Below are 26926 nucleotides of genomic sequence, written 5' to 3' on the forward strand. Positions count from 1 at the left end.
GGTCGCCGAGTGGATCGACGGACGCTCGCCGGCGGACTCGGTGGACTCGCGCTCGTCGTGGCCGCCGTCGTGGTGCTCCGGGCCGGTGACGCACCGGACACCCTCAAGAAGGAAACGGCTGACGGTGTCGAGGTCGTCGCGCTCCAGGAGCCGATGAAACCCTCCAACGCCAGGGCTCAGGCGCTGGACGTGGACGCGCTGCAGATCGCGTGGAACGGCTCGGCGCCGGCCTACGAGGTGCGCTGGAACGGCAACGAGCAGCTCGTGCCCGGTCCCGAGGTCGAGCTGCCGGGGCTGAGCCCCGACACCCAGACCGAGGTCGAGATCCGGGCGGTCAGCGCGACCGGCAAGCGCAGCGAGCCGCTCAAGATCGCCGCTACGCCCAAGGACGTCTACAACGGCAAGTGGGAGGACCAGCTCGTCGGCCAGGCGGACAGGTTCGACGGCCCGGAGGCGCTCGATCCGCGGAAGTGGCGGGTCGAGGCGGAACCGGAGTGCCTGGGGCTCAAGCCGTTCGGGCAGAGCAAGCGCATCGACGTCGACTGCCCGATGGCGGCCTTCCAGAGCAACACCCCGATCCGGTTCGGAGTGCCGGCGAGTGACGGCGCGACCGGCCGGGCGATCATCAGCGTCGCGGGCGCGGTCGAGTCGAGTCACGTGCGGCTGACGTTGCTGCCGGACCCGTGGCAGTACCTGAAGGAGACCGACGCACAGCCGAAGGGCGCGGTCAGCCTCGACATCACGACGCAGGGCACGCGGATCATCGCCGACCCCGAACTTCCCCGCACCGGCAAGCAGATCGACCTCGGCGACGCGCCGATGACCGGACTGGTCGCGGGCGTGCGGCACCGCTGGGAGATGCGGGTGCTGCCGGAGGCCGTGGTCGCTCTGAGAGATGGCGTCGTCGTCGCCTACGATCCCGTCGCGATCAGGGAACGGCTGGTGCACCCGCGGATCCGCATCGACGGCGGCGGCTTCCTGGACGCGTTCGGCGTCGGGGGCGTGCCGGAACGCGTCGTGCCCACCGAGGTCATCCCGCTGGACAAGGACGTCGAACTACCGCAGGACGTCGTGGCCGCGAAGCTCGTCAAGCCGGACGCCGGCCAGGTCACGGTCTCCGACGTGCCGATCAGCCCCGGGAAGATCGCCGCCCAGGAAGCCCAGCTCGTGGTCATCCGCAAGCCCGAGAGCCGTCCCGGCACGCTCCCCCGGCTCGCGGACCGGCCCGGCGGCATCAAGACCGGCGCGCCGCGGCTGCACGTCATGCACGAGGACGGCACCAAGCCTCCGCAACCGTTGCCCGGCAACGGACGCGTCCTCATCACGGCCGAGGTCAACGCCATCGGGCACCGCGGCATCGAGCTCGAACTCGACGGCAGGCGGATCGTCGCGCTGCCCACCAACGAGCAGGGCCCCGGCGTTCCCGGCAGGCACGAGTTCTGGCTCGACACCAGGACGCTGACCCCTGCTGCGCACGCTCGGCTCAAGCTCAGCGTCCTTCCGGCGGACGGTGGCGAACCCGTTATCGCGGAAACCGTGTTCGAGCTGGGGTGAACGCCTTAGCGTGACCGCTATGAAGCGGGTCGCCTTCGTCGTCGTGGGCCTCGCGCTGGTGGCGGGCGTGATCGTCCTGCGCGACACCGGCGGGAGCGACTCGGGCCTGCCCGTCGCTCCCCCTGCGCCGACGAAGCTCAAGCCGTACGTGGCGGAGCAGGTTCTGGTGCCGAGCCCGCAGGGCCGCCCGGCCACACCGGCCAACGTCGTCGCGCGTGCGGGCCACCACAAGATCCAGCTCACCTGGACCGGCGACGCGTCCGCGTACGAGGTGCGGTGGGGCGACAAGGTCAAGCTCGTCACCCGGCCCGGCACCCAGCTCAACGGTCTGGAGAACGGCCGCCCGCAGAAGATCGACATCCGCGCGGTCGACCCGTTCGGCCAGCGTTCGCAGCCCGCCCGGACCGAGGCGACGCCGAACGCCGACAACGCCCCGTACACGTTCGTCGACCGCTTCGACTCCTCCGACGAACCCGACCTCCAGCGTTGGAGGCTCTCCAAGCGGACCGACTGCGCCCGCGCCACCAGCGGCGACGAGGACGACCACGACCGGCTCGTGATCAGCAGCAGCTGCGGCACCCGCGCGGTGACGCTGAGGTCGCGCACGCCGTTCGTCCGCGGCGACGACGAGAGCCGGCTCGTGATCGAGACCGACGCTCCTGGCACCGGCGGCAAGCTGCTGCTCGACCTCGTGCCAGGCCCGGTGAGCGTGCAGGGCGAGCCGGTGCCACCGAACACCATCCGCGCCACGATCTCCACCGACAACTCCGGCAACTCGATCGTCGAACTCGTCCCGAACGGCACGGCGCTCAAGCCCGTCCCTGCAGCGCTGCCAGGCGTGACCGTGCGCTGGGAACTCGTGCTGACCCCGGCCGGCGTCCAGGTGGTGCGCGACGGAGACGTGCTCGCCACCTCGCCGTTCGTGCCGCAGTGGCGTGAGGCGACGGCGTTGGTCGGCGTCGCGGCACTCGCGGGCGACCGGATCCGCGCCGGTGTCGACCTGATCGGCTACCGCACCGCCAAGGCCGACGCCCCGCTCGCGGGCCCGACACCGCAGGTGCGGGTGGACGGCCCGGCGAGCGCCAGCGCCACTCCCATCGCGGACGTCACCGCAGGTCAGTTGCGCATCGCCCTGATCCCGTCGCGCGAGAGCGAGCCGGTCACCGCCGTCAAGGTCAACGGCATCCAGGTACCGCTCAGGCCGGCGATCGAGGGCACGCCGTGGAAGCCCGGCGCCGAGTACCCGGCCGTCGCCGACCTGCCCAAAGAGGCCTTCACCGACAACCTGAACGTGCAGCTCGTCACGCAGGAACGCATCCAGGTCACCCACACCGACGTCGAACTGACCGGCCCGAAGAAGGAACCGCTGCGCCGGCCCGGCACACCCCTGGTGGAGGCCAAGCCGACGCTCGCCGACCCGATCCCCGAGGTCCTGGACGCGGGCGGCCAGCCGATCGAGAACGGCGCCGCCTTCAGCCGCGGCCGGGTGGTCCTGGAGGTCCGCGTCGATGCCCTCGACGTGGCGGTGGCAGGCCTCGCCGGGTTCGAGATCAGGCTCGACGGCAACCACATCGCCACGGTGCCGACGACCGCCGACGGGCCCGCCGCCGCAGGCCGGTGGCGGATTTCACTCAACACGGGGGCGATGACCGCGGGAGCGCACGCCATCGAGGTGAAGGCCTTCAGCACCGATTCAGAGGTGAGCCCCGAGACGGGCTACGTTCCTTTTTTGCTCAAGCCGTGAATGCCTCAAGATGGACGTATGGCACGCGCACTGATCATCGACGCCGCCCGCACGCCGTTCGGCAAGTACCGGGGAGGTCTCTCGGGCATCCGGGTGGACGACCTCGCGGCGCTGCCCATCGTCGACCTGCTGCGCCGCTATCCGTCGCTCGACTTGGCGCGCATCGACGACGTGCTGCTGGGTGACGCGAACGGCGCCGGCGAGGACAACCGCAACGTCGCCCGCATGGCCTCGCTGCTGGCGGGCCTGCCGGTCTCCGTGCCGGGCGTGACGCTGAACCGGCTGTGCGCCTCGGGCGGCGAGTCGATCATCCAGGGCGCGCGGGCGTTGATCACCGGCGATGCCGACCTGATCGTCGCCGGTGGCGTCGAGGGGATGTCGCGGGCGCCGTTCGTGACGGCTCGCCCGGACAAGGCCCTCCCGGATCGGTTGGAGACCGTGTCGACGGCACTCGGCTGGCGACTGGTCAACCCGCGCATGCCCAAGCACTACACCGTGCCGCTGGGCCTGGCCGCCGAGAACGTCGCCCACGAACTCGGGATCACCCGCGACCAGATGGACAGTTTCGCCCTCCGCTCGCACCGTCGCGCCGCCGCGGCGTGGGATGCCGGTGTGCACGAGGGTTTCGCGTTCCCCGTGCAGTTGCCGGACGGAACGGCGATCCGGCGCGACGAGAACGTCCGTGCCGACACCAGCCTCGAGAAGCTGGCGAAGCTGAAGCCCGCGTTCTCGGAACAGGGAACGGTGACGGCGGGCAACGCATCGCCTTTGAACGACGGCGCTCTGGCCGCTTTGCTTGGTACAGAAGCGATCGCGTCGGAGCTGGGCGTCGAACCGCTGGGTGAGGTGCTCGGGTCGGCGACCACCGGCGAGGAACCGCACCGGTTCACGATCGCGCCCGTGTCGGCGATCCGGAAACTGTTGAAGCGCCTGCACATCGAGGCCGAGCAGGTCGACCTGTGGGAGATCAACGAGGCGTTCGCCGCGATGGCCCTGTCGGTGGTGCACCACCTTCCCGAGATCGACAAGGAGAAGGTCAACGTCCACGGCGGCGCGATCGCCTACGGCCACCCGCTCGGCGCCTCGATGCCGCGCGTGATCGTCGACGTGTGCCGCCACCTGCGGCAGCGTGGCGGCGGCATCGGCATCGCGGCGGCGTGCGTGGGCGTCGGTCAGGGTGTGGCCGTGGCGGTCCGCGTCTAGCCCTTCGGGTGCAGGATGTCGCGGGCCTGCTCGGCCGCGCGGACGATGCTCTCGCTGACGAAGTCCAGGAACCGCGCGATGTTCTCCAGCCGGGTGGAGGCCGGGGTGCCGGAGCCGAGGACGCCGGACCCCTGCCGCGCGGCCTCGGCGAGCTTCGTCGTGCCGGCGGCACTCGCGATCATCGACTGGTACCAGATGTCGCCTTCGTCGACGACGTACCGCTCGCGGCGGCGTTCGTCCCGCTCGCGCCCGATCAGGCCCTGACTTTCCAGGAAGGACATGGCCTTCGAGACCGACGCCGGACTGACCTGAAGGTGTCCCACCAGTTCTGACGCGGTCAGGCTGCCGGAGTCGGTCGCGTAGAGGCTCGCCAGCGCCCTCGCCGGCATCTTCGACAGGCCCTGTCCCATGAAGATGCCCGCGAACAACTCCTCGAACTCCCGCACCGCCTCCAGGTCACGTCCGTCCGCGCGCTCGACGACCTGCCTGCGCGGCGCGGCCTGCTTGCGCCGTTGCGCACGGCGTTCCGTTGCGAGGTGGGCGATGTCCGCCTTGTACCCGGCCGGACCTCCGTTGCGCATCACCTCGCGCGTGATCGTCGAGGTGGGCCGGTCGAGATTCCTCGCGATCTCCGCGTAGGCGAGGCCGTCGGACAGGCCGATGGCGATCTGACGGCGTTCCTGCTGGGTGAGTCGACCTCCTGGCATGCCCAGACCATAGCTTTCACCTTCACCTCATTGCAACAGTCGTTGCATTAGATCTACATCCCGTTGCAACGATCTTGTGGCTTTGAGCTGCGTAAACGCACTTCCATCGCAACGAACTTGTTGCCCATATCTGGAAACGCAACGTAGCTTTTCGCTCATCAGAAACAACGAGCCACAGGAGCCCGAGATGCAGACCTTCACCACCCCCGCCCCCATCGCCGCCATCCTCGACATCCCCGCCGGGCGCGTTCAGTTCATCGCCGCCGACCGCGCCGACACCGCCGTCGAGGTCCTCCCGGCCGACGCCGCGCAGAGCCGTGACGTGAAGGCCGCCGAGAAGATCAAGGTCGACTTCGCCGACGGCGTCCTGCGCATCACCGCCGAGGCGGGCAACAAGATCCTCGGCTCGTCCGGAGCCGTCGAGGTCACCGTCCAGCTGCCCGCCGGTTCGCGGGTCGAGGCCAAGGCGGCCAGCGCCGAGTTCCGCGGCGTCGGCCGGCTCGGTGACATCGCCTTCGAGGCGGCGCAGAGCGACATCAAGATCGACGAGGCCGCGCACGTCCGCCTCGTGACGCAGGCCGGTGACGTCACGGTCGGCCGCCTCAACGGTTCCGCCGAGATCACCACCCAGAAGGGTGACATCAACGTCAGCGTCGCCGCCGGACTCTCGGCTTCCCTCGACGCCGGTACCTCGTACGGCCGCATCAACAACGCGCTGCGCAACGCCGACGCGCCGGACCTCACGATCCGCGCCACCACGTCGTACGGCGACATCACCGCCCGCAGCCTCTGACCACACGCCACTGATCCACTGGGGAGAGAGACCATGAGCACCACCGCCAACTACCAAGCCGCAGAACAACTCCTCCGCCGCCCGGCCGCCCCCGGCGAACTGGTCGTCGGCGACAAGGTCCGTCCACAGTGGATCGAAGACGGCCGCCGCTTCTGGTACCAGCTCCGCGACGGCGCCGACCGCCAGTTCGTCGTGGTCGACCCGGAGGCGGGCACCCGCACCCCGGGCTTCGACCCGATGCCGTTCGTCGCGGCACCCGGCAACCCGCTGGAGGTCTCCTCCCCCGACGGCAAGGTCGCGGTCTCGCGGCGCGGCCACGACCTGTGGGCCCGCTCGGGTGAGCGCGAGTGGGCGCTGACTTCGGACGGCGTTCCGGGCCATGGCTACGGCTACGGCCCGGACTCCATGAGCTACGGCACGCTGATGCGCAAGTTCGGCCTCCCGCACATGCCACCGGCCCTGACCTGGGCGCCTGACTCGTCCAAGGTGCTCGCCCACCGCACCGACCAGCGCAACGTCCGCCAGACCCACCTGATCGAATCGCGCCCGGCCGGCGGCGGCGCACCCGTGACCCACACCCAGCACTACGCCTACCCCGGCGACGCGGACATGCCCCTCGCCGAACTGGTCGTGTTCGACGTGGACGCGGGCACGACGGTCTTCGCCCAGTGCGAACCGCTGCTCATGCCGGAGTTCTCCCCGATCATGGCCGGCTGGGCGTGGTGGTCCGAGGACAGCACGACGGTCTACTTCCTCTCCCGTCCCCGCGACCAGCACACCCTGACCCTGAACCGGATGGACGCCTCGTCGGGCGAGGTCACCGTCGTGGTCAGCGAGACGGGCTCCAACCGAGTCGGCCCCAACCAGCTGATCTACGGCACGCCCATCGTCCGCGTGCTGGCCGACGAGGTGCTGTGGTTCTCGCAGCGCGACGGCTGGGGCCACCTCTACCGCTACGACCTGCACACCGGCGAGCTGCTCAACCAGGTCACCACGGGCCAATGGCTGGTCCGCGAGATCCTGCACGTCTCCGAAGGCGTCGTGTACTTCACCGCGTCGGGACTCGTGCCCGAGGACCCGTACCGGCGCACGGTGTGCCGCGTCGCCTTGGACGGCACCGAATTCGCCGTCGTCACCGACGACTCGCTGGACCACGTCGTCACCGTGTCGCCGAACGGCAGGTACTTCGTCGACTCAGCATCCACTGTGGACACGCCGCCGGTGACCGTGGTGCGTTCGTGGAGCGGCGAGGTGCTGGTCTCGTTGGAACAGGCCGACATCAGCCGCTTGCTCGCCACGGGCTGGACGGCCCCGGAACGCTTCCGCGTCAAGGCAGCCGACGGCACCACCGACATCTACGGCGTGCTCTACAAGCCGCGCGACTTCGACCCGTCCGCCAGCTACGCCGTGGTGGACAACGTCTACCCCGGCCCGCAGGTCAACCGCGTCGAACCGTGCTTCGACCCCGGCGGCATGGGCATGGACGCGGAACCGTTGGCAGCACTCGGTTTCGTGGCGATCGCTCTGGACGGACGCGGCACGCCGGGCCGTTCGAAGGCCTTCCACGACGTCTCGTACGGCAACCTGGCCGCCGCGGGCAGCCTGGAGGACCACGTCGCGGCACTGCACCAGCTCGCCGAGTCGAGGCCGTGGATGGATCTGGGGCGAGTCGGCGTGATGGGCCACTCCGGCGGCGGATTCGCTGCGGGACGGGCGATGCTCGCCTTCCCGGAGACCTACCGCGCCGGTGTCGCGTTGTCGGGTTCGCACGACGCCCGGTACATCGGGCTGGGCTGGGCCGAGACCGTGGACGGCCCGGACAACCCCGAGGCTTGGCTTCGCGCCTCGAACGTCGAGATCGCGGACCGGTTGGAAGGCAAGCTGCTGCTGGTCCACGGCGAGTTGGACGACACCGTGCACCCGGACCACTCGCTTCGGATGGCGGATGCGTTGATCGCCGCGGGCAAGGAGTTCGAGCTGGTGATCGTGCCGGGATCCGAGCACCTGTTCATCGACCGGATGGCTTACGTGCGCACGAAGTCCTGGGACTTCCTGGTGCGTTCGCTGATGGGGGTCGAGCCGCCGGCCTACCGTCCGGCGCCGATCGTCATCGACCCGGAGGTGCTGGGAGAAATGGTCTAGCGACCGGCTTTGACCTCGGTGAGGAACGCCGACCACGCCTTGTCCGACACGGGCAGGTGCTTGGTCGGCGCCTTGCTGTCCCGGATGCCAGCGCCACGGCCGACCTCAACGCAGTCGCTCGACGTGCCGCTGTAGCTGCTCTTCCGCCAGGCCGTCATGTACCCGTCCCCTCACATCAGCAAGCCGGTGATCAACTCCCTCGATTGTTCCCCATCCAAGGACTGGGCGACGAGTGCCTTCATCACTTCGTCGTAGGAGGTGAGGGAACTCTTGTCTTCCAGGAAGAGGTGAGAGTTGTGGCTCTCGAGGTAGACCACCGGCTCGAACTTGGGGTAGGCCAGCTTGGTGAACGAACCAGCAAGTCCGGCGTGTGTGCCGATCGAGAGCGGTACGACCCTCACAGTGATGTAGGGCCGGATCGACATGCGCAGAAGCTCGTTCAGCTGCTCGGCCATCAGTTCCGCACTACCGACCTGCAGCCGAAGTGCCTGCTCGTGGATGCAGAAGACGAACTCACGGCTACTGTGGAAGATCCCCTTTCGCCCCAGCTTGGCTGCGACGATCTCGGCCACCTGCTCGGGCTTGATCTTCGGAACCGCCCTCACGACCTCGGCGGAGTACTGCGGAAGTTGGAGCAGGCCGGGGACGAGGTCCATCGCCCACACGAAGATCTTGTCAGCCAGGCGCTCCTGGTCGATCAGCGTGCGCAACTGATTGGGCACGCCGTCTTCGTTGAACTCCAGGTAGCCCTTCTCCCGCGACTCGCGGTAGAGCGTGAGCAGGCGGCGGGCTTCATCCGGCGGGGTCTGGCAGAGGCCGAGGAGCATCGCGAGCTCGACCTCGGTGACCCCGCCCTTGCCGTTGACCAGGTCGGAGACCTTGGCCTGCTCGAAGTCGAGCAACTCGGCGATCCTGCACTGCGGCATCCCGGTTGCCTCGATGACGGCGCGGACGCCATCACCGAACGAGCGACCGACCACGCTCGAAAATCGTTTCGGCATGGTCGGAAGCTAGAACCCCAAAGCCTGCGCTTCCATCGTTTGGACACGACTCGCCACGAAGGAAGTACTTCTTGGAGCGGTTCTAAATCCGCTTCGAAATCAGCGGGTACTCGAGCACCAGGCCGTTCGGGTCGACCTTGACGTTCTGCTCGAACCCGCCGCTCTTGAACCGCACGACCGAGACGTCGTCCCCCACGGACACCGTCTTGTAGGTCTGGGTCACGGCCTTCACCGACAGGTCGGGCAGCGACACCCGAACGACGGGCAGCGCGTGCTCGCCCGGCTCGCGGTGCAGACCGAGGCGCCGGATCGGGATGGCGTTGAACAGCACGGCGAACTGGACGTCGACGTCGAGCGCGCCGTTGAACGTCTCGCGCTTGCTGCCCTGGCCGTGGTCGACCAGCCAGGCGCCGTCCTCAGTGCGCGAAAGGGAGCACTGGCGCTCCTCGAGGACCGTGGCTGTGCGCAACAACAGGCGGTTGACCTGGCCGCTCTCGCCCACGGACACCTCGAAGGAGGCGTTGAAGTGCTCGTCGGGGCCGGCGGCGACCAGGCGACCCGTCGCGCGCAGGCGCTGGTCGTTCGAGAGGAGCAGGCGTACCTGCTCCAGCCGCGGCTCGTGGATGCCCTGCCAGGTGATCATCTCGGGCCGGCGGGCAGAAGGAGAGCGGGTCTCTCCGGTGGAGGTGACCCGCCCCGCGTCAGTGGCGTTGAAGGAGTTCACTCATCCACCTGGAAGGATGTCCTTGATCTTCTCGGCTACCGAGTCGACCTGCTCTTCGTGACCGAACTTGCCTGCGACGAAGTCCGCCGCGGCGTCCACGCCCTTGTCGACCTGCTCGTGGTGCTCCTGAGCAAGGTCCATGGCCTTGTTCTTGATCTCGTCGAAGTTCATGTGGTGCTCCTTCGTCCCTGACGCAGGGTACCCGAGTAGGCCCCGCGTGTTGATAGCCAGCGATCACGCTAACTGCGCCTGGACAAGTCGGCTGGGTGACAACGAAGATGTCGCTACCGCCGCCTGGTCGGCCGCCTTCGCGGTCAGAACCAGGAGGAAGTTGCATGACACGGCTCCTGCGTGGAGTTATGTCCGCAGTGCTGCTGTTGCCGCTCGTCGCGGTTCCCTCGGCCAACGCCACGGCCGATGTTCAGGGGAAAGCGAAGTTCACGGTGACGACCACGGCCACGAGCGTCGCGGCCCGCAGTGACCGGCGTCCGGTCGCCGGTGGGGTCTACGACAAGAAGGCCGGCAAGACGTTCATCTCGTGGGCGGGTCAGTACGAGGACAGCTACGTCCAGACGTACGACCACCGCAAGTCCACCTGGTCCACGCCCAACCGGGTCGCGGACGGTGACTCCGACTCGCACAACTACCCGACCATGGTCCAGGCCAGGGACGGGCACCTGCTGGTCTTCCGCGGGATGCACAACATCGAGCTGCGCATGTCCCGTTCGCCGCAGCCCAACTCGGCTGACGGCGTCTGGGAAGAGACGCTGATCTCGAAGAACGCGGCCACCTACCCGATGCCGTTCGTCACACGCGACGGCACGATCTACGTCTTCTACCGCGAGACGACCCGCGACCTCGACAAGGTCACCCCCACGGACACCCGGCCGATGCTCTACGTGATGTCCAAGGACAACGGCAAGACGTGGAAGACCTCCACGGACCTGACCGGGGACCGGTTCGCGATCGGCTCGACCTCCCGCGCGGACAACATGAACGAGATCTACATCGGTCAGCTGCGTCTGGAGGACAACGGCCGCGTGCGGATCGTGTACACGCTCGCGGGTGGTGGCACGGAAGGACATCTGCACGACCGGTACCACCGCAACATGTACTACACGTGGTTCGACCCGAAGAACCGGCACTTCTACTCGGCGTCCGGCCAGGATCTGGGCACCCAGATCGACGACGCCGACCAGGAGACGCACCTCAAGGTCGCGGAGACCCCGCTGACCCTGCCGAACGGCGTGAAGTCCCCCGACTACATCCAGCAGGTGGGCACGACGCTCGGCAAGCCGTTCCTGTTGTGGTTCATGGGAGACCCGGACAAGGGCCCGCTGCGCAACTACCTGTCCACTTGGAACGGTCGCGGCTGGGAGACCAAGGAGGTCGCACGGGGACTGCGCACCCGTGAGATCGAGAAGGTCGACCTGTTCACATGGCGGGTGTACGCGACCGAGGACGGCAAGCCGAACGTGAACACCTACCTGGTGCGGTTCGGTCGTTTCTGGACGCCGGAGACCGTCATCCCGACGGCCAAGCCGGTGCAGCGCGTCGAGATCGTGGAGAACTTCCGCGACCCGGCCCGCGCGATCTTCTCGGGGGCTTCTTCCGCCCGGGACGTCGCGATCGCTGACGGCGACATCTACGTGGCGGGCGTCAGCCGCCGGTAACACCTTCTGAGAACAGGCAAACGCCCCCTGCTCCGGCGCGGAACCAGGGGGCGTTCGTCTTGGGGGCGGGCTACCTCAGATCAGGCGCCGGCCTTCTTGCGACGGACCACGAACAGCGCACCGACACCGGCGCCGACGAGGACCAGACCGCCGAGCAGCGGCCACAGGATCGAGGCACCGGTCGAGGCCAGGTCGTCCTCGCCGCCACCCGGAGCCGGGTTGGCCGGGGTGGTGGAGGTGGTCGGAGTGGTGGTCTCCGGCGTCGTGGTGGTCGTGGTGGCGGTCGTCGTGGTCGTGGTGGGCACGGCCCCGACCTTCCAGTCGGCCTTGGCCTCCTTCTCGACCTTGGCCTTCTGCGGCTGCGCGACGACGAGCGACTGCGCCTTGTCGTCCTGCTTCTTGTTGTGCGCCACGAAGAGGCGACCGATCGCGATCTCGGCCTGCGCCGAGAGCTTGAACGTGGCGCTGCCGTCCGGCGCGTTCGCCGGGACGTTCACGAAGAACTCGGAGACCTTCTCACCGGTGCCCTGAACGGCGAGCTCGTCGCCCTTCTTCTGCACGGCGAGCGGGTTGCCGGCGGCGTCGGTGACGGTGACGCCCTCGGGGAGGTTCGCGGTGAGCTTGACCTCGGAGGCCGTGGTCGTGACCTTGAACGGGCCGATCTTCTCGCCGGACTTGCCGGACTTGGACGCCGGGTCGATCTCCAGCGTCGGCTTCGGCTGGTCCTTGATCTCGTTCGCCGCGGCGTCCTTGATCAGGCGCTCGTAGAGCTTCACGACGTCGGCGTCGGTCTTGTCCGAGTTGAGCTGCGCGTCATCGGAGAAGTGCCAGATCGCGGCCTGCGTGGCGGCGATCGTCTCCTCCTTGTTGAACTGGTCGCCGAACGCCTTCTTGACGTCGGCCATGCTCTTGCCGGGGTAGGAGTTCTGGAGGATCCAGAGGACCTTGCCGGCGTTCTGCGGGAACTTCGACTTGGGGTTCGGGTGCGTGCCCCACGTCGCCTCCTTGAGGACGTCGCCGTCCTCGAGCGGGGTCGGCAGCTCGACGCAGTACGTGAGGACGGTGGAGCGGTCCTTGTCGTCCTCGATGCGGAGCTTGATGATCGAAGTGTCCTGCTTGAGCTCGTTCGGGTCGTTGATGTTGCCGACCGGCAGCAGGACGACGTCGAGACCCTTCTCCTGACCACCGCGGTCCGGCGTGATCGTGACATCGGCGTGGGCCGGGAGGGCAGAGAAGGCGAGGGCGGCGGTGGCGCCGAGCAGCGCGGTGCCGATCCTGAACCGGGAAGCCATGGGTCTCCTTGCTCGCTGAAATTAGCCCGAACGCGGCGGGAAGTCAGTCATCCGTCGGGACGGTCGGCACGTCGTCATCGACACTGAACCGACAGGAAGCGAGCGGGACGTTATCCGATGGGGTGACACACGTATGGGTGAGGTATGGCGAGCACCCAACACCGGGCGTGAGCAGCGAAAACATACTCACGGTGTCCACAGTGGATAGGCCCGCGATGCATTCATTCCGTCAGGTGACGTTAAATTCGTTGCCGAACAGTTATCAATAGCGGCGTCCCGCTACGGATGATCACCCCGGTCGGTTCAGCGACCTACGCCACCATTTCGGTAACTTCTGCCGGACGAATGTCGCCGGGGCGCAGCGAAGTGCCGCGCAGGCACATCTCCTTGGGCTCCGGGCGGCGGCCGGTGAGAATCCAGCGGGTCAGTCCGGCCAGCTGGTACGCGATCAGCGGCGGAACAGCGTCTCCGACGTGCCGATACGCGTTCCCGAGAATCGAGACGTCGAAGCGGAACTGGCGCGGGAACCCTTGCAGGAGTGCCATCTCGCGGACCGTGCAGAGGCGGTGCTGGACGGGGTGGGCATAACGCCCGTTGCCGACGTGGCCGCATTCCCGCTTGATGGTGCGGGCCGGTTCGTCCCACCACAACCGGCCGTAGACATCGGGGTGCGAACCCCAGTTCTGCTGTTCGACGATCTTGCGTTGTGCAGGATTCAACAACTCCGCGGTCTCCGGTGAACGGAGCAGATCCGCCCACGATCCACCGTTCGCGGGAATTGCACGCATTCTTTCGAGACTGCGGTCCTGGGAAAAGGTCGGCGACACGTGAATGGGGTCTTCCAGGTCCGCCACCCCGGCCGCGACGACCGGGAGCTTGCTGATCGCGCGCCGGACCGTGATGGCGGACGGGCGGATGACCCGGCCCGCCCAGAGGTCGTCCAGCGTCAGCAACGGCAGGCCGCCGTCCACGGCGACCATCAGCGTCCGCTCGCGCAGCTGCGGCAGGCCGAACCTCGACAGCATGTGCGTGCCGCCCCAGACCGAGTACCCGAGCCGGGTGAGCTCCTCGGCGAGGCTGTCGAAGTGGTGGCGCTGCTTGCCTTTGACGAGCTCGCGGGCGTTCTCCATCAGCACGACCTTCGGGCGCAGCTCCTCCGCGTACACCGCGATGCGGCCGACGAGGGAGTTGCGCGGGTCGTCGCGCAGGTGGTTCTGCGAGGTGATGCGGCTGAAGCCCGAACACGGCGGGCACGCCAGCAGGACGTCCAGTTCGCCGCGCTTGAGGCCCCAGACCTCGCGCAACGCCGCCGGCGAGACCCTCGCGAGGTCGACCTCCAACGGGTCGACGCCGATGTTCGCGCGGTAGGTGTCGTTGCAGCGCAACGAACCCAACTTCGAACTCGGCTTGCCGATCTGCGCGTCGGCGGCACCGACGACCCGGAAGTCGCGGTGGGCGTGGAAGCCGAAGCTCATGCCGCCCGCACCCGAGAAGATGTCGGCCACCGAGAAGGACACGGCGAGATCGTACGGGCGAGGCGCCGAGGACCTTTCCGTGACATCCCGTACCTTTCCGGCCTATGGAGCTGCCGCGCGCCTGGCAACGGCCTGACCCGTTGCGCGGACTCGACAGGATTTCCTGGACCGAGGTCTACGACGGCCGGGGTGGCGCCGGTCGCGTGCCCCGTCTGCTGCGCTCCCTGATGGACCCCAGTGCGGACGTGCGCCTGGATGCGCTCTCATCGCTCGCTGACCGGCTGCTGACCGACGACACGGTGTCCGAGGCCTCGTTCTGCACCGTGCCGTTCCTGGTGGAGCTGGGGGCGTCCTACAAGGTCGCCGGCGACGTGCGGGACCGGGTGATCTTCCTGCTGGCCGCCATGGCGTTGGCGGGCAAGGGCTTCACCGAGGACGGACGCCGCACGCACCGCAGGTGGAACGCTCTCGGCCGCGAACTGCCTCGCACGGCCCCGGACTGGCTGACGCAGACCCGGCACGCCGTCGCCCAGGGCGCGCCGAAGATCTTCGAGGCGCTCGCGTCCGAACGGGTCGCGTGCCTGGTGGCGCTGGCCTGCGCGGTGCCGGAGAAGCTGCCCGCGTTCGTGCACGGGCTGATCACGGACATGATCGACCTGCCGGGCGAGGAGATGCTCGCGGACGCGGCCGAGATCGGGGTGGCGCTGCTGAAGGGCTCGCCCGAGTTACTGGGTGTGGACCTGCCGCAGCCGAAGGTGCTGGGCGAGGGGCTGGTGCGTCCGGTGCACCAGCCACCCGAGGTCGCCGCCGCTCTGATGGGCTACCAGTTCGCCCTCGTCTCCGCGTACGGGGACGAGGGCGCCTGGTGAACGTGCTTACGCGGTGACGGCCTCTTCGATGGCCTGCTCGACCTGAGCCTCGTCCTCGACCGCGATGGCGGGTTCCAGGGCACCGAGGCCCGTCCCCCACTCCTGGTCAGCAAGCGCGAACGCCGCGACCGTCAGCGCCGCCACGGGGGCGCCCACGGGCATGTTCTCGCGGTGCAGATCAAGGTCGAGGCGTCCGCCGATCGGCGACGGGCTCAGCCGCAACGTCGCGTGCGCGGCCTCCTCGGAGTGCGCGAGCCGGCACGCCCAGCCGGTGAAGATCACGCGGCGTTCGTCGACCTCGGTCGGCTGCACGGCGCGCACGTTGGCGCCCACGGCACCGGCCCGGTGGTTGTCCGCGGCCTGGAGCACGAGTTCCTCGAACTCCATCGAGGAGATGCCCAGGTCCCAACCGGCGACCAGGGCGACCTGCACGAGTGCGAGCGGCAGCGTCGGGACGGCGTCCTCGAAGCACACCATCGCGCCGCCGTAGCGGGTGTTGATCTCGGTCGGCAGGAAGCCGTCCTCGGTCGCGATGCCGTCCAGCGTGAACGTGCCGCGGTAGCCGACGGTCTCGCGCAGGTGCTCGCCGACGCGGCGGGCCAGGTTGCGCATCTCGTCGCGGATCCACACGGGCGGGTCGTAGTACGACGCGCAGCCCGCGTAGAGGAACTTGGCCTGGCACTGGCGGCGCGGCACGACCATCTCGATCGGGCGCAGCACCGCGGTGCCGTCCGGGAAGACGATGCCGTGCACGCTGACCGGAATGCCTTCCAGGAACGGCATCACGCGCACCTGGTCGCACTTGGGCGCGAGCACGTCGAAGGCTTCCTTGGCCTCCTCGTACGACCGCACGCGGCGCACGAAGTTGGCGCCGCCGTTGATCGCGGGGCCGTCACCGGACCAGACGACGCCCGCGCCGCGGTCCAGGATCTCCGAGGCGCCCCAGAGACGTTCGAAGTCGAGGTCGAACACCATCGCGGGCGCGCGGCGAGCGGACAGCTCGTCCCACAGCGCGTCGATGGTGGTCTTGTTCTCCAGCGCGACCCACTCGGGCTCACGCGCGTTGAGCACCGGACGGCCCTGGAACGAGCTGATCTCGTTGTAGGGCGTGCTGATCACGACCGCTTCGCTGCCGGGGTCGAAGTCGCGCAGGATCGCCTTGACCTCGTTGCCCGGCTTCGTCAGCAGCTTGCCCAGACGGCGCTGCTCGACGGCGACCAGGCTGCCCTTGATGCCCAGCGACACCCAGCGGGCGATCACGGAATCATGAAGCGGGGCATGATCGTCGGTATCCAGCACGAGCGTATGGCGAGCGCCGAGCGTATGCAGCTCATGCGCGCGCTTTGCCAGACGCGTGCCACCGGCCAGAACTACCAGCCGGTCACCGAACAACCTGCCGAGGCGCTCGTTGAGCGCTGAGAGGACATGATTCATCGCCGAAAACTCGCTTAAGAGAAGCGGAGGACGTGACCGGCGATCGCCGGGTGACGCGTAGCGTAGAGCCACCCGGTATGTGTGTCGAAGCACGGTCCGGCAACGGCCGGATGAATCTTGCGACGGGCCCGTCGGCGCGGGCCCGGCAAGGTGTGGATCAGCTGCTGGGCAGGGTGCTCACAGAGAGCGGGCCGCGTCCCGAAGGACCTGGTCAACGCGGTTGAGGAAGCTGCGCCTGGGGTTGATCGACGGCAGCGGTGCAGTGAGCTCTGCGGGACCGGGCGCGGGTGCGGCTCCCACGATCTCGGCCACGTTGCGCAGGAACTCCTGCCGCTTGAACTCGTGCACGGCGTGATCGTGCAGAAGTCCGGCGATGCTTGTGTGCACAGCGCGATGGGGGTAACTCACTCGTGTGTTATCGGCGCAGTACCCGTCGACCTTTAGGGTCAACTTGTGCGAGTTCTAGTGACCGGTGCCACTGGGTACGTCGGCAGGGCTGTGGTGCGTGAGCTGCGAGTTCATGGTCATGAACCCGTTTCGTCCCGTCAGCGCCTGTCAGAGCCGTTCGAGTTGGCCGATGTGGACGCCGTCATCCACCTGGCCGCCGTCGCTCGCGTCCGGGAATCTTTTCTTGATCCACTCCCGTACTACGAGACGAACGTGGGCGGGACGCTGAATCTGCTCAAAGCCCTGAAGGGGCAACGATTCCTGCTCGCGTCGACTGGCACGGTGTACCGGCCTTCGGATGCCGTCCTGACCGAGGAATCGGTCAGGGAACCTTCCTCTCCGTACGCCGCCTCCAAGGCCGCCGCGGAGGACCTCGTGGCGTGGGCAGCGCAGTCCGGGCAGATCGGTGCGACCACTCTCCGTTTGTTCAACGTCGCTGGAGGTGGTGACACGGACACCAGTCGGGTGATCACCCGGGCTGTGGCGTGCGCCGCCGGAACAGTGCCTGGGATGGAGGTCTACGGCGACGGCGGGGCCGTGCGCGACTTCGTGCACGTACGCGACGTTGCTGCTGCCTTCGTCGTGGCTTTGGAGGCTTGCTCCGTCGGCACGTCGGCGGTCTACAACGTCGGGGCGACCGCCGCTTCCGTACGGGACGTGCTGGACACCGTTGCCGACGTGACCGGACGGGCTGTGGACGTGACCTGGAAGCCCGCGAACGCCGGGGAGATTCGATCACTGCGGGCCGACTCGTCACGGCTGCGTGCGTTGGGCTGGGAGCCGCGTTCGTCGGCGTTGGCGGAGATCGTCAGGGACCAGTGGCTCGCTTCGGCACCGGCACCCGGTCCAGGTCCTTCGCGATGACGATCTCGCCGTCGAACTCGGCGGCCGCCTCGGCGTGGAACTCGGCGGGATCCTCGTAGCGCTGGGAGAAGTGCGTGAGGACGAGCTTGCGGACCCGGCAGTCCTGGGCGACGCGGGCGGCCTGCTGGGCGGTGAGGTGGCCGTGGTCGCCGGCCAGCTTGGTGTCGCGGGCGAGGTAGGTCGACTCGATCACCAGCATGTCGGCGTTGTCGGCGAGCTCGAAGACGTTGTCGCAGAGCCTCGTGTCCATGACGAACGCGAACCGCTGGCCTTTGCGGGGTTCGCTGACGTCCTCGAGCCTGATGCCGTCGAGCTCGCCCTGGGCCTGGAGCGTGCGCACCTGCGGGCCCTGGATGCCGTGCTCCCTGAGCTTCTCGGGGAGCATGCGGTGGCCGTCCGGTTCGATCAGCCGGTAGCCGACGCTGTCGATGCCGTGGTCGAGGCGGTAGGCCTCCAGCGTGCCGAACTTCCCGTTGGCGATCTCGCCGTCTTCTTCGACGGGTACTTCCTTGATGTCCGCGGCGTCGTAGAAGGCGCTGGCGTAGCGGAGGCGTTCGAAGAAGTGGGCGCCCGACTTCGGGTAGTGCGCGTGGACGGTGTGCGGGACGCGGTCCAGGGACAGTCGCTGGACGATGCCGGGGACGCCCAGGCAGTGGTCGCCGTGGAAGTGCGTGATGCAGATCCGGGTGATGTCGCTCGCAGCGGCGCCGGAGCGCAGGAGCTGCCGTTGGCTGCCGTCGCCCGGGTCGAAGAGGAAGCCTTCGCCGTCCCACCTGAGCAGATAGCCGTTGTGGTTGCGCTGGCGTGTGGGAACCTGGCTGGCCGTTCCCAGGACGATCAGTTCCCGGACTGTCACACCCTGACGTTAACGTCTGTCCCATGCGGAGCGTGGAAGTGGCGGCGTCGTGGCCTGTCGAGAACGTGGCGGTGGCCGTGGTGGCCCCTGACGGCGTGGTCGGCTCGTTGGGCGATCAACAGCGCGTGTTCCCGCTCGCGTCGGTGACGAAGCTGCTGACCTCGTACGCCGTGCTGGTGGCCGTCGAGGAGGGCGCGGTCGAGTGGGACCAGCCGGCCGGCCCCGAGGGCTCGACCGTGCGGCATCTGATCGCGCACACCGCGGGTTACGCGTTCGACAAGGCCGAGGTGCAGGCCGCCCCCGGCACCCGCCGGATCTATTCGAACGCCGGGTTCGACGTGCTGGCTTCTTTTGTGGGTTCGGCGTGCGAGATGCCGTTCGCGACCTATTTGCACGAGGCTGTTTTCGCGCCGCTGGGGATGAATTCTTCCGCTCTGGTCGGCTCGGCCGGGGCCGGTGCCGAGTCCAGCGCCGCTGACCTGGCGTTGTTCGCCTCGGAGCTGTTGTCGCCGCGGCTGGTCTCCGCTGAGCTGGTGCGCGAGGCGACTTCGGTCGTGTTTCCCGGCCTGAACGGCGTGCTGCCCGGTTATGGCATGCAGAAGCCGAACGACTGGGGGCTCGGCTTCGAAATCCGCGACTCGAAGTCGCCGCACTGGACCGGGACTTCTTTTTCCGCGCGCACTTTCGGCCATTTCGGGCAGTCCGGCACGTTCCTGTGGGTCGACCCGGAGATCTCGTCGGCCTGCGTCGCGTTGACGGACCTGCGTTTCGGGCCGTGGGCGGTCGAGGCGTGGACGCCGTTCTCCGACGGCGTCCGCGCGGAACTGGTCAGTCGGCGAGCCTGAGCGCGAGCTGCCGGAGGATCTCCTGCACGTCGGCTTCCTCGTAGTCGTTCTCGTAGGCCTGCGCGACGCCGTGGAAGGCGTAGAGCAGCCCTGCGGTGAACCAGCCGAACTGCGACAGCACCTGGTCCATCGCCTGCTTGAGGGCCTGCTGACCGGCCTCGTTCAGCTCGCCGTCGACCTTGACCTCGTAGCTGAACACGCCCTCCTGCAACGACTTGAGCGCCATGCGCAGGTAGTCGTTGGATCCGGCGCCGTCGTAGGTGAGCGTCAGGACGCCGAGCGCCCGCTGCATGATCTCCCGCTGCTCCACGCCGCCACTCTGCCTGTTGATCAGGCGTGCGTCACCTTCCGACACCCCAACGGACCCAGGCGGGGTCCTCGGGTTCGAGCTGCTGCTCGAAGGCCTCGGCGATCGTGTCGACGTCCCACCGGGTGTTCTCGAGGACGGGTTCCTTCGGCGACGTCTGCCCCATGACGTGCAGCCGCCCGTTGGCGAACCGGATGAGCTGCCCGGTGACCTTCGCCGCGAGGTCGCTCAGCAGGTACGTGACCAGCGGCGCGATCGTCTCCGGCGGCCCGCTCGGCTTGGCCGGGGTGTCGGCCGCGGCCATGCGCGTCCAGGCGACCGGGCACACGGCGTTGACCCTGATGCCGCGCTCGTGAAGTTCCGCCGCCGCCCCGGCCGTGATGCTCGCCACCGCCCCTTTGGAGGCGCTGTAGGTGAGAGCCGTCGGCTGACCGACCATCGCGACCGAGCCGAGGTTGACGATCGACCCGCCGCGCATGCTCCGGACCGCGGCGTTGGTGCAGTAGAGGGTGCCGAGCACGTTGATCTCGATGAGCTCGCGCATGCTCCGCGGGTCGTCCTGGCCGATCTCGGCCTGGTAGCGGATGCCGGCGTTGTTGACGAGCCCGTCGATCCGGCCGAACGCCGCCGTACAGGTGTCGACCATGGCCTCGGCCTGATCGGAATCGGAGACGCTTCCGGCGCTGACGACGGCCTTGCCGCCCTGGAGCGTGATGAGGTCGGCGACCTGCCTGGCGAGCGGCTCGTTCACGTCGTTGATCACCACCGCGGCCCCCTCGGCCGCCGCGTGGGTGGCGAACGCCCGCCCCAAGCCCTGCCCGGCACCGGTGATGACCACGGCCTTGCCCGCCAGTATCGCCATGCTTCGAGTGTGGCCATGCGGGGCGCGGGCCGCCCGCCACGTCGGCGAATGGCCACTGCCCGCGCCGAACGGCGTACGTGAAGCGGCGACCGGTCGTCGTAGTCGCGGGCCCGGCACACCTGAGCGTGCCGGGCCTGTCAGTCGTCAGCCAGGTTTGCGCGCGACCCACCGCGCGACCGAGAACACCCCGGCGGCACGAGCGGCGTCGAGCACGCGCTTCCCGTCGTGGATCACGGAGTCGTTCTCACCGGCCGTGTACTCACCCCAGCCCTGACCGTCGTCCGGCGGCGTGCTGCCCCAGCACTCGACGTCCGGGTAGAGATCCTCCGCGGCCTCGATGATGAACCCGGACGCCGACATCATCTCGCGGTACTCGTCCAGCGTCCCGAGCTCCGGGATGGAGATGACCTCCTGCACCGGCCCGATGAACGGCGCGATCTGCTCCTCGGTCTGATACTCCCCGAACGGCCGCCGAATCCAGTCGACCCCGACCAGACAAGCGCCGGGCTTGAGCACCCGGAACGCGGCGGCGAAGAACGCGGCCTTCTCCGGCAGGTGACACACCGACTCGTAGAAGCTGACCATGTCCAGCGACCCGTCGGGCCACGCGATCAGCGACTTGTAGTCCTCGTCCCCCACGGTCAGAAACGCGGCCCGCCCACTCATCCCTTGCTCGGCCGCGTACTTGCGCGCCTGCGCGGAGAGCCACTCGTTGTTGGAGATGCCGACGACGTTCGCACCGGAGACCGAGGCCGTGTAGACCGCAGTGCCCCCGACGCCGCTGCCGAAGTCCAGCCCGGTCCCGCCAGGACGCAGGCCCGCGGCGTCGATCTGCTTGCGTGCCAACGCCTTCGCCGCGTCCTCGGGCGACAGACCGGCCCGTTCGGCCTCCAGGTCCCCGTGGTGCCAGAACTGCCCCATGAGCGCGTGGTAGGCGGGTCCTGCGTGGTCGTAGTACTCGCGGACCTGTTGCTCGACAGTGGTGTTCACCAAACCCGGCCTTTCGTGATCAGAGCTAGTCCGGCCACAGAATCGCCGGTGCAGGGAGGCCCGCACCGGCGAATCCCAACGTAGTGTCCGCTCGTCGGCGTTGTCCACGATCCCGGTCCACAGCCAGGAATGCGTCAGGGCCCCTGTGGAAACTTCTCCACAGGGGCCCTGAGTCAGTGCGCTCGGCAGGATTCGAACCTGCAACCTTCTGATCCGTAGTCAGATGCTCTATCCGTTGAGCTACGAGCGCGTGTATTCAATTATAACCGATCCCCTAGAGGCTCGGCCTTGCGGAGGCTCCGGGATTTGAACCCGGGATGGGGGGTTACCCCAAACCGCATTAGCAGTGCGGCGCCATAGACCAGACTAGGCGAAGCCTCCCGGGACCATCCTCGGCCACGGGACATAGGTTACACAGGTCGTCATCCGAGTTGCAAAACGCCCCCCTCCTAGCCTGGAACCTGCTGGTCAGAGCATGTTCAGAGGGTCGGAGAGGGGCGTTAAACGCCTGGTCACCGCGAACGGAGTGACCTAGATCATTCCGCGGCCAGTTCCAGGAACGGTTGGAGGGACTCGGGATTGCGGAGCGCGCCTCGGCTGACGGCTCGATCCGGGTCCATGCCGGCGAGGATCTTCTTGACCGGGACCTCGCACTTCTTGCCGTTCAGGGTCCTCGGGATCTCGGCCACCGCCACGAAACGGTTCGGGACGTGGCGGGGTGAGAGGGACGCACGCAATTCTCGGCGTAGCAACGGTTCCACGTCGGCCAGCGGCACGCCGTCCAACACCACGAAGCAGAGCAGTTCGCCCTCGGTGACGCCGGAGGTGTCGATCACCAGGGAGTCGACGATGCCGTCGATCGACTCGACCACGCGGTAGAACTCCGAGGTGCCCATGCGGACGCCGCCTCGGTTCAGGGTCGAGTCGGAGCGGCCGTAGATCACGGCCGAACCCCGTGGGGTGATGCGGATCCAGTCGCCGTGGCGCCAGATTCCCGGATATGTGTCGAAGTACGCGTCGCGCAGCTTCGAGCCGTCCTCGTCGCCCCAGAAGAAGATCGGCATGGACGGCATCGGCTTGGTGATCACGAGTTCGCCGACCTCGTTGTCCAACGCGACGCCGGCCTCGTCGTAGGCGAAGACCGCGGCGCCCAGGGAGCGGCAGGAGAGTTCGCCGAGCCAGACCGGGCGGTCCGGGGACGCTGCCACGAACGCGGTGCAGACGTCGGTGCCGCCGGAGACCGAGGCGATCTGGACGTCCTTGCCGACTGCGGAGGCGATCCAGCGGAAGCCCTCCGGGGTGAGGGGCGCGCCGGTCGAGCCGACGACGCGCAGGCCCGTCAGGTCGTAGCGGGACGACGGGTCGAGGCCCTCCTTCAGGCACGACTGGACGTACGGGGCCGAGGTGCCGAAGTAGGTGACCCGGTGTTGTTCGGCCAAGTGCCACAACGTGTTCAGCGACGGGTACGCCGGGCTGCCGTCGTACAGGACGATGGTGGTGCCGACCATGAGGGCGCCCACCAGGTAGTTCCACATCATCCAGCCGGTGGTGGTGAACCAGAAGAAGCGGTCGCCGGGGCCGAGGTCGCTGTGCAGGCCGAGCATCTTCAGGTGTTCCAGCACGATGCCGCCGTGGCCCTGGACGATGCCCTTGGGCAGGCCTGTGGTGCCGGACGAGTAGAGCACCCAGAGCGGGTGGTCGAACGGCACCGGCGTGAACTCCAGCGCCGCGCCCTCGTGCTCGGAGAGCAGTTCGGAGAACGACAGCGTGTCCGGCAGAGAGGCGCCGTTGTCCAGGTAGTCGATCAGGACCGTGGCGCGCAGGCCGGGCAGTTGCGCGCGGATCTCCTCGACCACCGGGCGGCAGTCGAACGACCGTCCGTTGTAGACGTAGCCGGAGACCGCGACGAACACCGCGGGCTCGATCTGGGTGAAGCGGTCGGCGACGGCCCTGGCGCCGAAGTCCGGGGAGCAGGACGACCACGTGGCGCCGAGCGAGGCGGCCGCCAGGAAGGCGATGAGAGCTTCGGGGGCGTTCGGGACGAGCGCCACCACCCGGTCGCCCTCGGAGACGCCCAGAGAGGCCAACGCGGCCCGGAAAGCGGCCACGCGCGTGCGCAGGGCACGGAACGTCAAAGAAGAGGCGACGCCGTCTTCGCGATGGAAGATCACGGCGAGGTCGTCGTCGGCACCGCGACGCAGCGCGTGCTCGGCGTAGTTCAGCGTCGCGCCGGGGAACCACTCGGCGCCGGGCATCTCCGTGGACCCCAGCACGCGTTCAGGAGCTGAGTGGAACCGGACGTCGAAGTACGAAGCTATGGCGCCCCAGAACCCCTCGAGGTCCGAGACTGACCACTCCCACAGCGACTCGTAGTCGGGGAAGTCGTGTCCCTCGCTTGTAGGAGTAGGCGCAGTCTTGAGCCACGTCCGGAAAGCGGACATCCCGTTGTCCCTTGTGGGGTCCGGGCGCCACAGCAGTTCGACGTCGGTGTCGGTCATGCCCCATGTCTAACTGAGGCACAACCGAACGTCCATGTGTGATTGGCGGACTTGCGGTAGCCCACCGGTGTGGAACTATCCCGCCGCGATCAGTTCGTCGACGGCGCTGGTCAGGCGGGAGGCGTCGGCGGGGGCCAGCACCAGCCAGCCGTCCTGCTTGCGCAGGAGGTAGCGGCCCTCGCGCGTGTCGAGCCACGAGACCGAACGGCCGGTCGGGCGGGGCACGCCGTCGCGGTTGCGGGCGGTCAGGCCCAGTTCGCCGCCGCCGATGCGGGACGTGACGATGCGCATCAGGTTGCGCGCCTCGGGCTCGCGGATGCCGACGCCGCGCAGGACGTCCAGGAAGGCTTCCTTGCCTTCCTGCTCGCCCGCCTGACCTGCACGGACGTAGTCGTCCCAGCGCACGTTCACGGAACGGCCGGTACCCGGCGCGAGGCCTGGCAACGATGACACCGTGGCCGAGGCCAGCGACGTCGGGTGGAACGGGTACAGGTGCACCTCGCCGTTCACGCGGGCGGCGAAGGAGCCTCCCCAGCCCGCGCACGCGATGCCGCGCGCCAGTTCGGTGCCCTTGAAGTACGCGATCTCCAACGCACGGTCGAACTCGCCGAGGCCGCTGACCAACGCGCGGAGGTCGGGATCCGGGCGCTGCACAGTGCCCAACCGGCGAGCCTGCAACGTCTGCGAGCTTGCTTCGACGAGACGCTGCCGCGCCGCTCGGGTGGCCCCGAAGTGGGGCGTGCCGAGCGGCACGACGCGGTCCTCGCCGTGCACGGCTTGCCACAGCAGGAAGAACTCCTGCGAGCTCACCGTGAACTGGCGTTCTCTCACTGACCGATCACCGGCGGGGCCGCCTTGCGGTCCAGGCCGAAGACGTTGTCGTCCTCTTCCAGGTAGCTCGCCGTCTTGTGTTCCTTCGAGTCGTTCTGGCCGCCGCCCGCCGCGGGGGCACCGGCCATCGGCGCGCCGCCCATCGCGAGCGGGTTCTGGAACGCCTTGGTCGTGTTGCCCGGCGTCGCCGAGGCAGCAGCCGCGGCACCGCCGGCGCCACCACCACGCGAGCCCTCGCTCACGCCGGCCGAACCACCCGCGGACGCGGCTGCGCCACCAGCGCCACCGCCACCGGAGCCCTGGTTGCCGGTGTTGGAACCGAACGGGCGAGCCATGCCGCCGCCGAAGCCACCGAACCCTCCGGCGCCACCACGGCCGCCCGCACCGCCACCGCTTCCGCCGCGCGAGGACGCGTTCGTGGTGCCGCGGTTCTGGTTCTGCGTACCGGCCGCGACAGGACCACCGGCGCCACCGGCCGTGGTGCCGTCCGCCCCCGTGTGCGAGCGGTTGGTGAGATCCGGGCCGGTCGGCGTCGGGTTGATCGGGTTCACCGGAGGCGTGAACTGCGAGGGCACGGTCTGGTCGACCGCGGCCGAGTTGCGCTGGAACGCCGCCATCACGTCCGCCGCGAGGCGGTGCGAGGCGTCGTTGGCCGCGAGGGTGTCGACGGGGCTGCTGCCGACGGTCTCGAAGCCCGCGAACGCGCTGGGGTTCTTGGCGACCAGGCCCACGTCCCGCAGGCTCGACGCACTGAACCCGTCGATCTGGTCGACCATCACGAGCCGGTCCTGAGGGCTCAGGATCGGCGTGGGCAGCTTCGTCTCCGCGGGCACCGGCGCCGCGGGCGCCTGGGGAGGCGGCGGCATCGCGGCACGCGCGGCCTCGACGTTGCTGGTCTCGGTCGTGATCGCGGCCGACACCTTCGTCGCGTAGTTCGCGGTGTCGTCGACCCAGTTGGTGACCTCGGTCAGGCCGTCGCGCGCGAGCCGGGCGGAGTCGCTGTCCCAGCCGACGGCCGAGTCCTCGACCGCCTTGAGCAGGCTCGTCCGCACACCGGCGATGTCCTCGCCGATCTTCTGCCAGTTCGTGGCCGCCGCCTGGGCACCGGCGAGGTTCACGCCCGTGTGCACCATGTTGTAGAGCTGCTCGTGCGTGTACGTCATCCAGTCGACCGGCTCGTGCAGGTCGCTGCGGTCGTACTTGTCATCGTCATCGTGGTGGTTCGACGACTTGTTGTCCTTGTCGCCGTTGCCCTTGTTGTCGTGCGATCCGTGACTCACCAGGACCCCCCGGCGTTCTTCATCGACTTCTCGGCTTCTTCGTCGGCCTCGCGGATGGTGTCGCGGTTGCGGCTCAGGGCGTTGCTGATGTCGTCGAGGACCTTGAACAGGTCCAGCAACGCCTTGGCGGCGCCTGAGTCCTCACCGACGGCCAGGTCGGAGAACCGCGCGCTGATCGCCTTGGCGACCGGGTTCTCCCCCAGCTGCAACGGTGTGGCCAGTTGGTCGGTCGCGCGCTTCCACAGGTCCATCACCTGGTCCCGGGCCGCGTCGACGGCCTTGATCAACGCGTCCGCGGCGTCGACGTCGAGCGTCAGCTTCCCGCTGTCCGCCGCCGCGTCGAGTTTGGCCGCGGCGTTGCTCGCCTCCGCCTTGTCCGCCAGCAAGCCCTGTTGGAGAACAGGTTTCGCCGCCGCCAGCTGTTCAGCCGTGATCGGCGCGGTGACCGACGTCGTGACGTCGGGTGTCACCGGCGGGGTGCCCGCGCCAGTCGTTCCGGTGGTCCCTGTCCCAGTTCCTTCAGCCATCCGTCATA

General features: G+C 68.5%; 27 protein-coding genes and 2 tRNA genes. 10 read left to right on the plus strand and 19 right to left on the minus strand.

What is annotated here, in order from left to right; all coding sequences use genetic code 11:
* Positions 1-9: 9 nt before the first annotated feature.
* From BM417_RS17145 to BM417_RS17155, 3 genes are read left to right on the plus strand one after another with little or no spacing between them, the layout of a single operon-like run.
* Positions 10-1554 carry a fibronectin type III domain-containing protein gene (locus tag BM417_RS17145; RefSeq protein ID WP_093594570.1) on the plus strand — a complete coding sequence of 515 codons (1545 nt, stop codon included), beginning with the start codon at positions 10-12 and terminating at the stop codon, positions 1552-1554.
* Between the two features lie 19 nt (positions 1555-1573).
* Positions 1574-3298 carry a hypothetical protein gene (locus tag BM417_RS17150; RefSeq protein ID WP_093594573.1) on the plus strand — a complete coding sequence of 575 codons (1725 nt, stop codon included), beginning with the start codon at positions 1574-1576 and terminating at the stop codon, positions 3296-3298.
* 18 nt (positions 3299-3316) lie between these two features.
* Positions 3317-4501, plus strand: a complete 1185-nt coding sequence (locus BM417_RS17155) for a thiolase family protein (protein ID WP_093594576.1) — start codon at positions 3317-3319, stop codon at positions 4499-4501.
* On the opposite strand, the gene BM417_RS17160 is transcribed toward BM417_RS17155, so the two are convergent.
* Positions 4498-5208, minus strand: a complete 711-nt coding sequence (locus BM417_RS17160; protein WP_093594579.1) for a helix-turn-helix domain-containing protein — start codon at positions 5206-5208, stop codon at positions 4498-4500. The genes BM417_RS17155 and BM417_RS17160 overlap by 4 nt on opposite strands.
* Before the next feature lie 187 nt (positions 5209-5395).
* Between BM417_RS17160 and BM417_RS17165 the strand changes: the two genes are divergently transcribed.
* Positions 5396-6001 carry a DUF4097 family beta strand repeat-containing protein gene (locus BM417_RS17165; protein WP_093594581.1) on the plus strand — a complete coding sequence of 202 codons (606 nt, stop codon included), beginning with the start codon at positions 5396-5398 and terminating at the stop codon, positions 5999-6001.
* A gap of 33 nt (positions 6002-6034) precedes the next feature.
* Complete coding sequence (locus BM417_RS17170; RefSeq protein WP_093594584.1) at positions 6035-8143, plus strand: S9 family peptidase; 2109 nt, start codon at positions 6035-6037, stop codon at positions 8141-8143.
* On the opposite strand, the gene BM417_RS17175 is transcribed toward BM417_RS17170, so the two are convergent.
* The 4 genes from BM417_RS17175 to BM417_RS17190 all read right to left on the minus strand — a co-directional run bounded on the left by BM417_RS17175 (position 8140) and on the right by BM417_RS17190 (position 10039).
* Entirely contained in the window at positions 8140-8301 is a 162-nt protein-coding gene (locus tag BM417_RS17175; RefSeq protein ID WP_093594587.1) for a DUF397 domain-containing protein, read from the minus strand. The genes BM417_RS17170 and BM417_RS17175 overlap by 4 nt on opposite strands.
* Before the next feature lie 12 nt (positions 8302-8313).
* Complete coding sequence (locus tag BM417_RS17180; protein WP_143138680.1) at positions 8314-9144, minus strand: DUF5753 domain-containing protein; 831 nt, start codon at positions 9142-9144, stop codon at positions 8314-8316.
* 82 nt (positions 9145-9226) lie between these two features.
* The gene (locus BM417_RS17185; protein WP_093594594.1) at positions 9227-9868 is read right to left on the minus strand and encodes a putative glycolipid-binding domain-containing protein; all 642 of its coding nucleotides are present in this window, start codon (positions 9866-9868) and stop codon (positions 9227-9229) included.
* Complete coding sequence (locus BM417_RS17190) at positions 9869-10039, minus strand: antitoxin (protein ID WP_093594597.1); 171 nt, start codon at positions 10037-10039, stop codon at positions 9869-9871.
* Positions 10040-10227: 188 nt separating this feature from the next.
* Here BM417_RS17190 and BM417_RS17195 point away from each other — a divergent pair, with 188 nt between their 5' ends.
* Entirely contained in the window at positions 10228-11541 is a 1314-nt protein-coding gene (locus BM417_RS17195; RefSeq protein ID WP_245821966.1) for a BNR-4 repeat-containing protein, read from the plus strand.
* 80 nt (positions 11542-11621) lie between these two features.
* Here the strand turns inward: BM417_RS17195 and BM417_RS17200 are convergent, their stop codons facing one another.
* A complete protein-coding gene (locus BM417_RS17200) occupies positions 11622-12833 on the minus strand; it encodes a thioester domain-containing protein (protein WP_093594600.1) in 1212 nt (403 codons plus the stop codon).
* 311 nt (positions 12834-13144) lie between these two features.
* Positions 13145-14350, minus strand: a complete 1206-nt coding sequence (locus BM417_RS17205) for a DNA cytosine methyltransferase (RefSeq protein ID WP_245821967.1) — start codon at positions 14348-14350, stop codon at positions 13145-13147.
* Between the two features lie 62 nt (positions 14351-14412).
* Between BM417_RS17205 and BM417_RS17210 the strand changes: the two genes are divergently transcribed.
* Complete coding sequence (locus BM417_RS17210) at positions 14413-15177, plus strand: hypothetical protein (RefSeq protein WP_093594603.1); 765 nt, start codon at positions 14413-14415, stop codon at positions 15175-15177.
* A 6-nt stretch (positions 15178-15183) separates the two neighbouring features.
* On the opposite strand, the gene BM417_RS17215 is transcribed toward BM417_RS17210, so the two are convergent.
* Positions 15184-16437, minus strand: coding sequence for an ATP-grasp domain-containing protein (locus BM417_RS17215; protein ID WP_245821968.1), 1254 nt, complete (start codon positions 16435-16437; stop codon positions 15184-15186).
* Positions 16438-16455: 18 nt separating this feature from the next.
* On the opposite strand from BM417_RS17215, the gene BM417_RS49210 reads away from it, so the two are divergent.
* The gene (locus BM417_RS49210; RefSeq protein ID WP_245821969.1) at positions 16456-16596 is read left to right on the plus strand and encodes a hypothetical protein; all 141 of its coding nucleotides are present in this window, start codon (positions 16456-16458) and stop codon (positions 16594-16596) included.
* Between the two features lie 192 nt (positions 16597-16788).
* On the opposite strand, the gene BM417_RS17220 is transcribed toward BM417_RS49210, so the two are convergent.
* Positions 16789-16998, minus strand: coding sequence for a hypothetical protein (locus tag BM417_RS17220; protein ID WP_093594609.1), 210 nt, complete (start codon positions 16996-16998; stop codon positions 16789-16791).
* Between the two features lie 78 nt (positions 16999-17076).
* Between BM417_RS17220 and BM417_RS17225 the strand changes: the two genes are divergently transcribed.
* Complete coding sequence (locus tag BM417_RS17225) at positions 17077-17922, plus strand: NAD-dependent epimerase/dehydratase family protein (protein ID WP_281251334.1); 846 nt, start codon at positions 17077-17079, stop codon at positions 17920-17922.
* On the opposite strand, the gene BM417_RS17230 is transcribed toward BM417_RS17225, so the two are convergent.
* Positions 17867-18778 carry a ribonuclease Z gene (locus BM417_RS17230; protein ID WP_093594615.1) on the minus strand — a complete coding sequence of 304 codons (912 nt, stop codon included), beginning with the start codon at positions 18776-18778 and terminating at the stop codon, positions 17867-17869. The two genes, BM417_RS17225 and BM417_RS17230, sit on opposite strands and share 56 nt — an antisense overlap.
* A gap of 23 nt (positions 18779-18801) precedes the next feature.
* Between BM417_RS17230 and BM417_RS17235 the strand changes: the two genes are divergently transcribed.
* Positions 18802-19623, plus strand: coding sequence for a serine hydrolase domain-containing protein (locus tag BM417_RS17235; protein WP_093594618.1), 822 nt, complete (start codon positions 18802-18804; stop codon positions 19621-19623).
* Here BM417_RS17235 and BM417_RS17240 read toward each other — a convergent pair.
* From BM417_RS17240 to BM417_RS17280, 9 genes are all read right to left on the minus strand, one after another.
* On the minus strand, positions 19607-19933 hold the full coding sequence (locus BM417_RS17240; protein ID WP_143138681.1) for a hypothetical protein: 327 nt from the start codon (positions 19931-19933) through the stop codon (positions 19607-19609). The two genes, BM417_RS17235 and BM417_RS17240, sit on opposite strands and share 17 nt — an antisense overlap.
* Before the next feature lie 31 nt (positions 19934-19964).
* Complete coding sequence (locus BM417_RS17245; protein ID WP_093594624.1) at positions 19965-20792, minus strand: SDR family NAD(P)-dependent oxidoreductase; 828 nt, start codon at positions 20790-20792, stop codon at positions 19965-19967.
* A 144-nt stretch (positions 20793-20936) separates the two neighbouring features.
* Positions 20937-21782: an SAM-dependent methyltransferase gene (locus BM417_RS17250; RefSeq protein WP_177320471.1), complete on the minus strand. Its 846-nt coding sequence runs from the start codon at positions 21780-21782 to the stop codon at positions 20937-20939.
* 177 nt (positions 21783-21959) lie between these two features.
* Positions 21960-22032 (minus strand) — tRNA-Arg (locus BM417_RS17255).
* A 41-nt stretch (positions 22033-22073) separates the two neighbouring features.
* A tRNA-Ser gene (locus BM417_RS17260) sits at positions 22074-22163 on the minus strand.
* 155 nt (positions 22164-22318) lie between these two features.
* Positions 22319-24280, minus strand: a complete 1962-nt coding sequence (locus BM417_RS17265; protein ID WP_093594630.1) for an acetoacetate--CoA ligase — start codon at positions 24278-24280, stop codon at positions 22319-22321.
* Positions 24281-24355: 75 nt separating this feature from the next.
* Positions 24356-25111: an ESX secretion-associated protein EspG gene (locus tag BM417_RS17270; RefSeq protein WP_093594633.1), complete on the minus strand. Its 756-nt coding sequence runs from the start codon at positions 25109-25111 to the stop codon at positions 24356-24358.
* Entirely contained in the window at positions 25108-26391 is a 1284-nt protein-coding gene (locus tag BM417_RS17275) for a PPE domain-containing protein (RefSeq protein WP_093594636.1), read from the minus strand. The genes BM417_RS17270 and BM417_RS17275 overlap by 4 nt, the downstream gene beginning before the upstream one ends.
* Positions 26388-26918: a hypothetical protein gene (locus BM417_RS17280; RefSeq protein ID WP_143138682.1), complete on the minus strand. Its 531-nt coding sequence runs from the start codon at positions 26916-26918 to the stop codon at positions 26388-26390. The genes BM417_RS17275 and BM417_RS17280 overlap by 4 nt, the downstream gene beginning before the upstream one ends.
* Between the last annotated feature and the right edge of the window lie 8 nt (positions 26919-26926).

Origin of the sequence: Lentzea waywayandensis (genome assembly GCF_900115955.1) — a bacterium.
GTDB classification, from domain to species: Bacteria; Actinomycetota; Actinomycetes; order Mycobacteriales; family Pseudonocardiaceae; genus Lentzea; species Lentzea waywayandensis.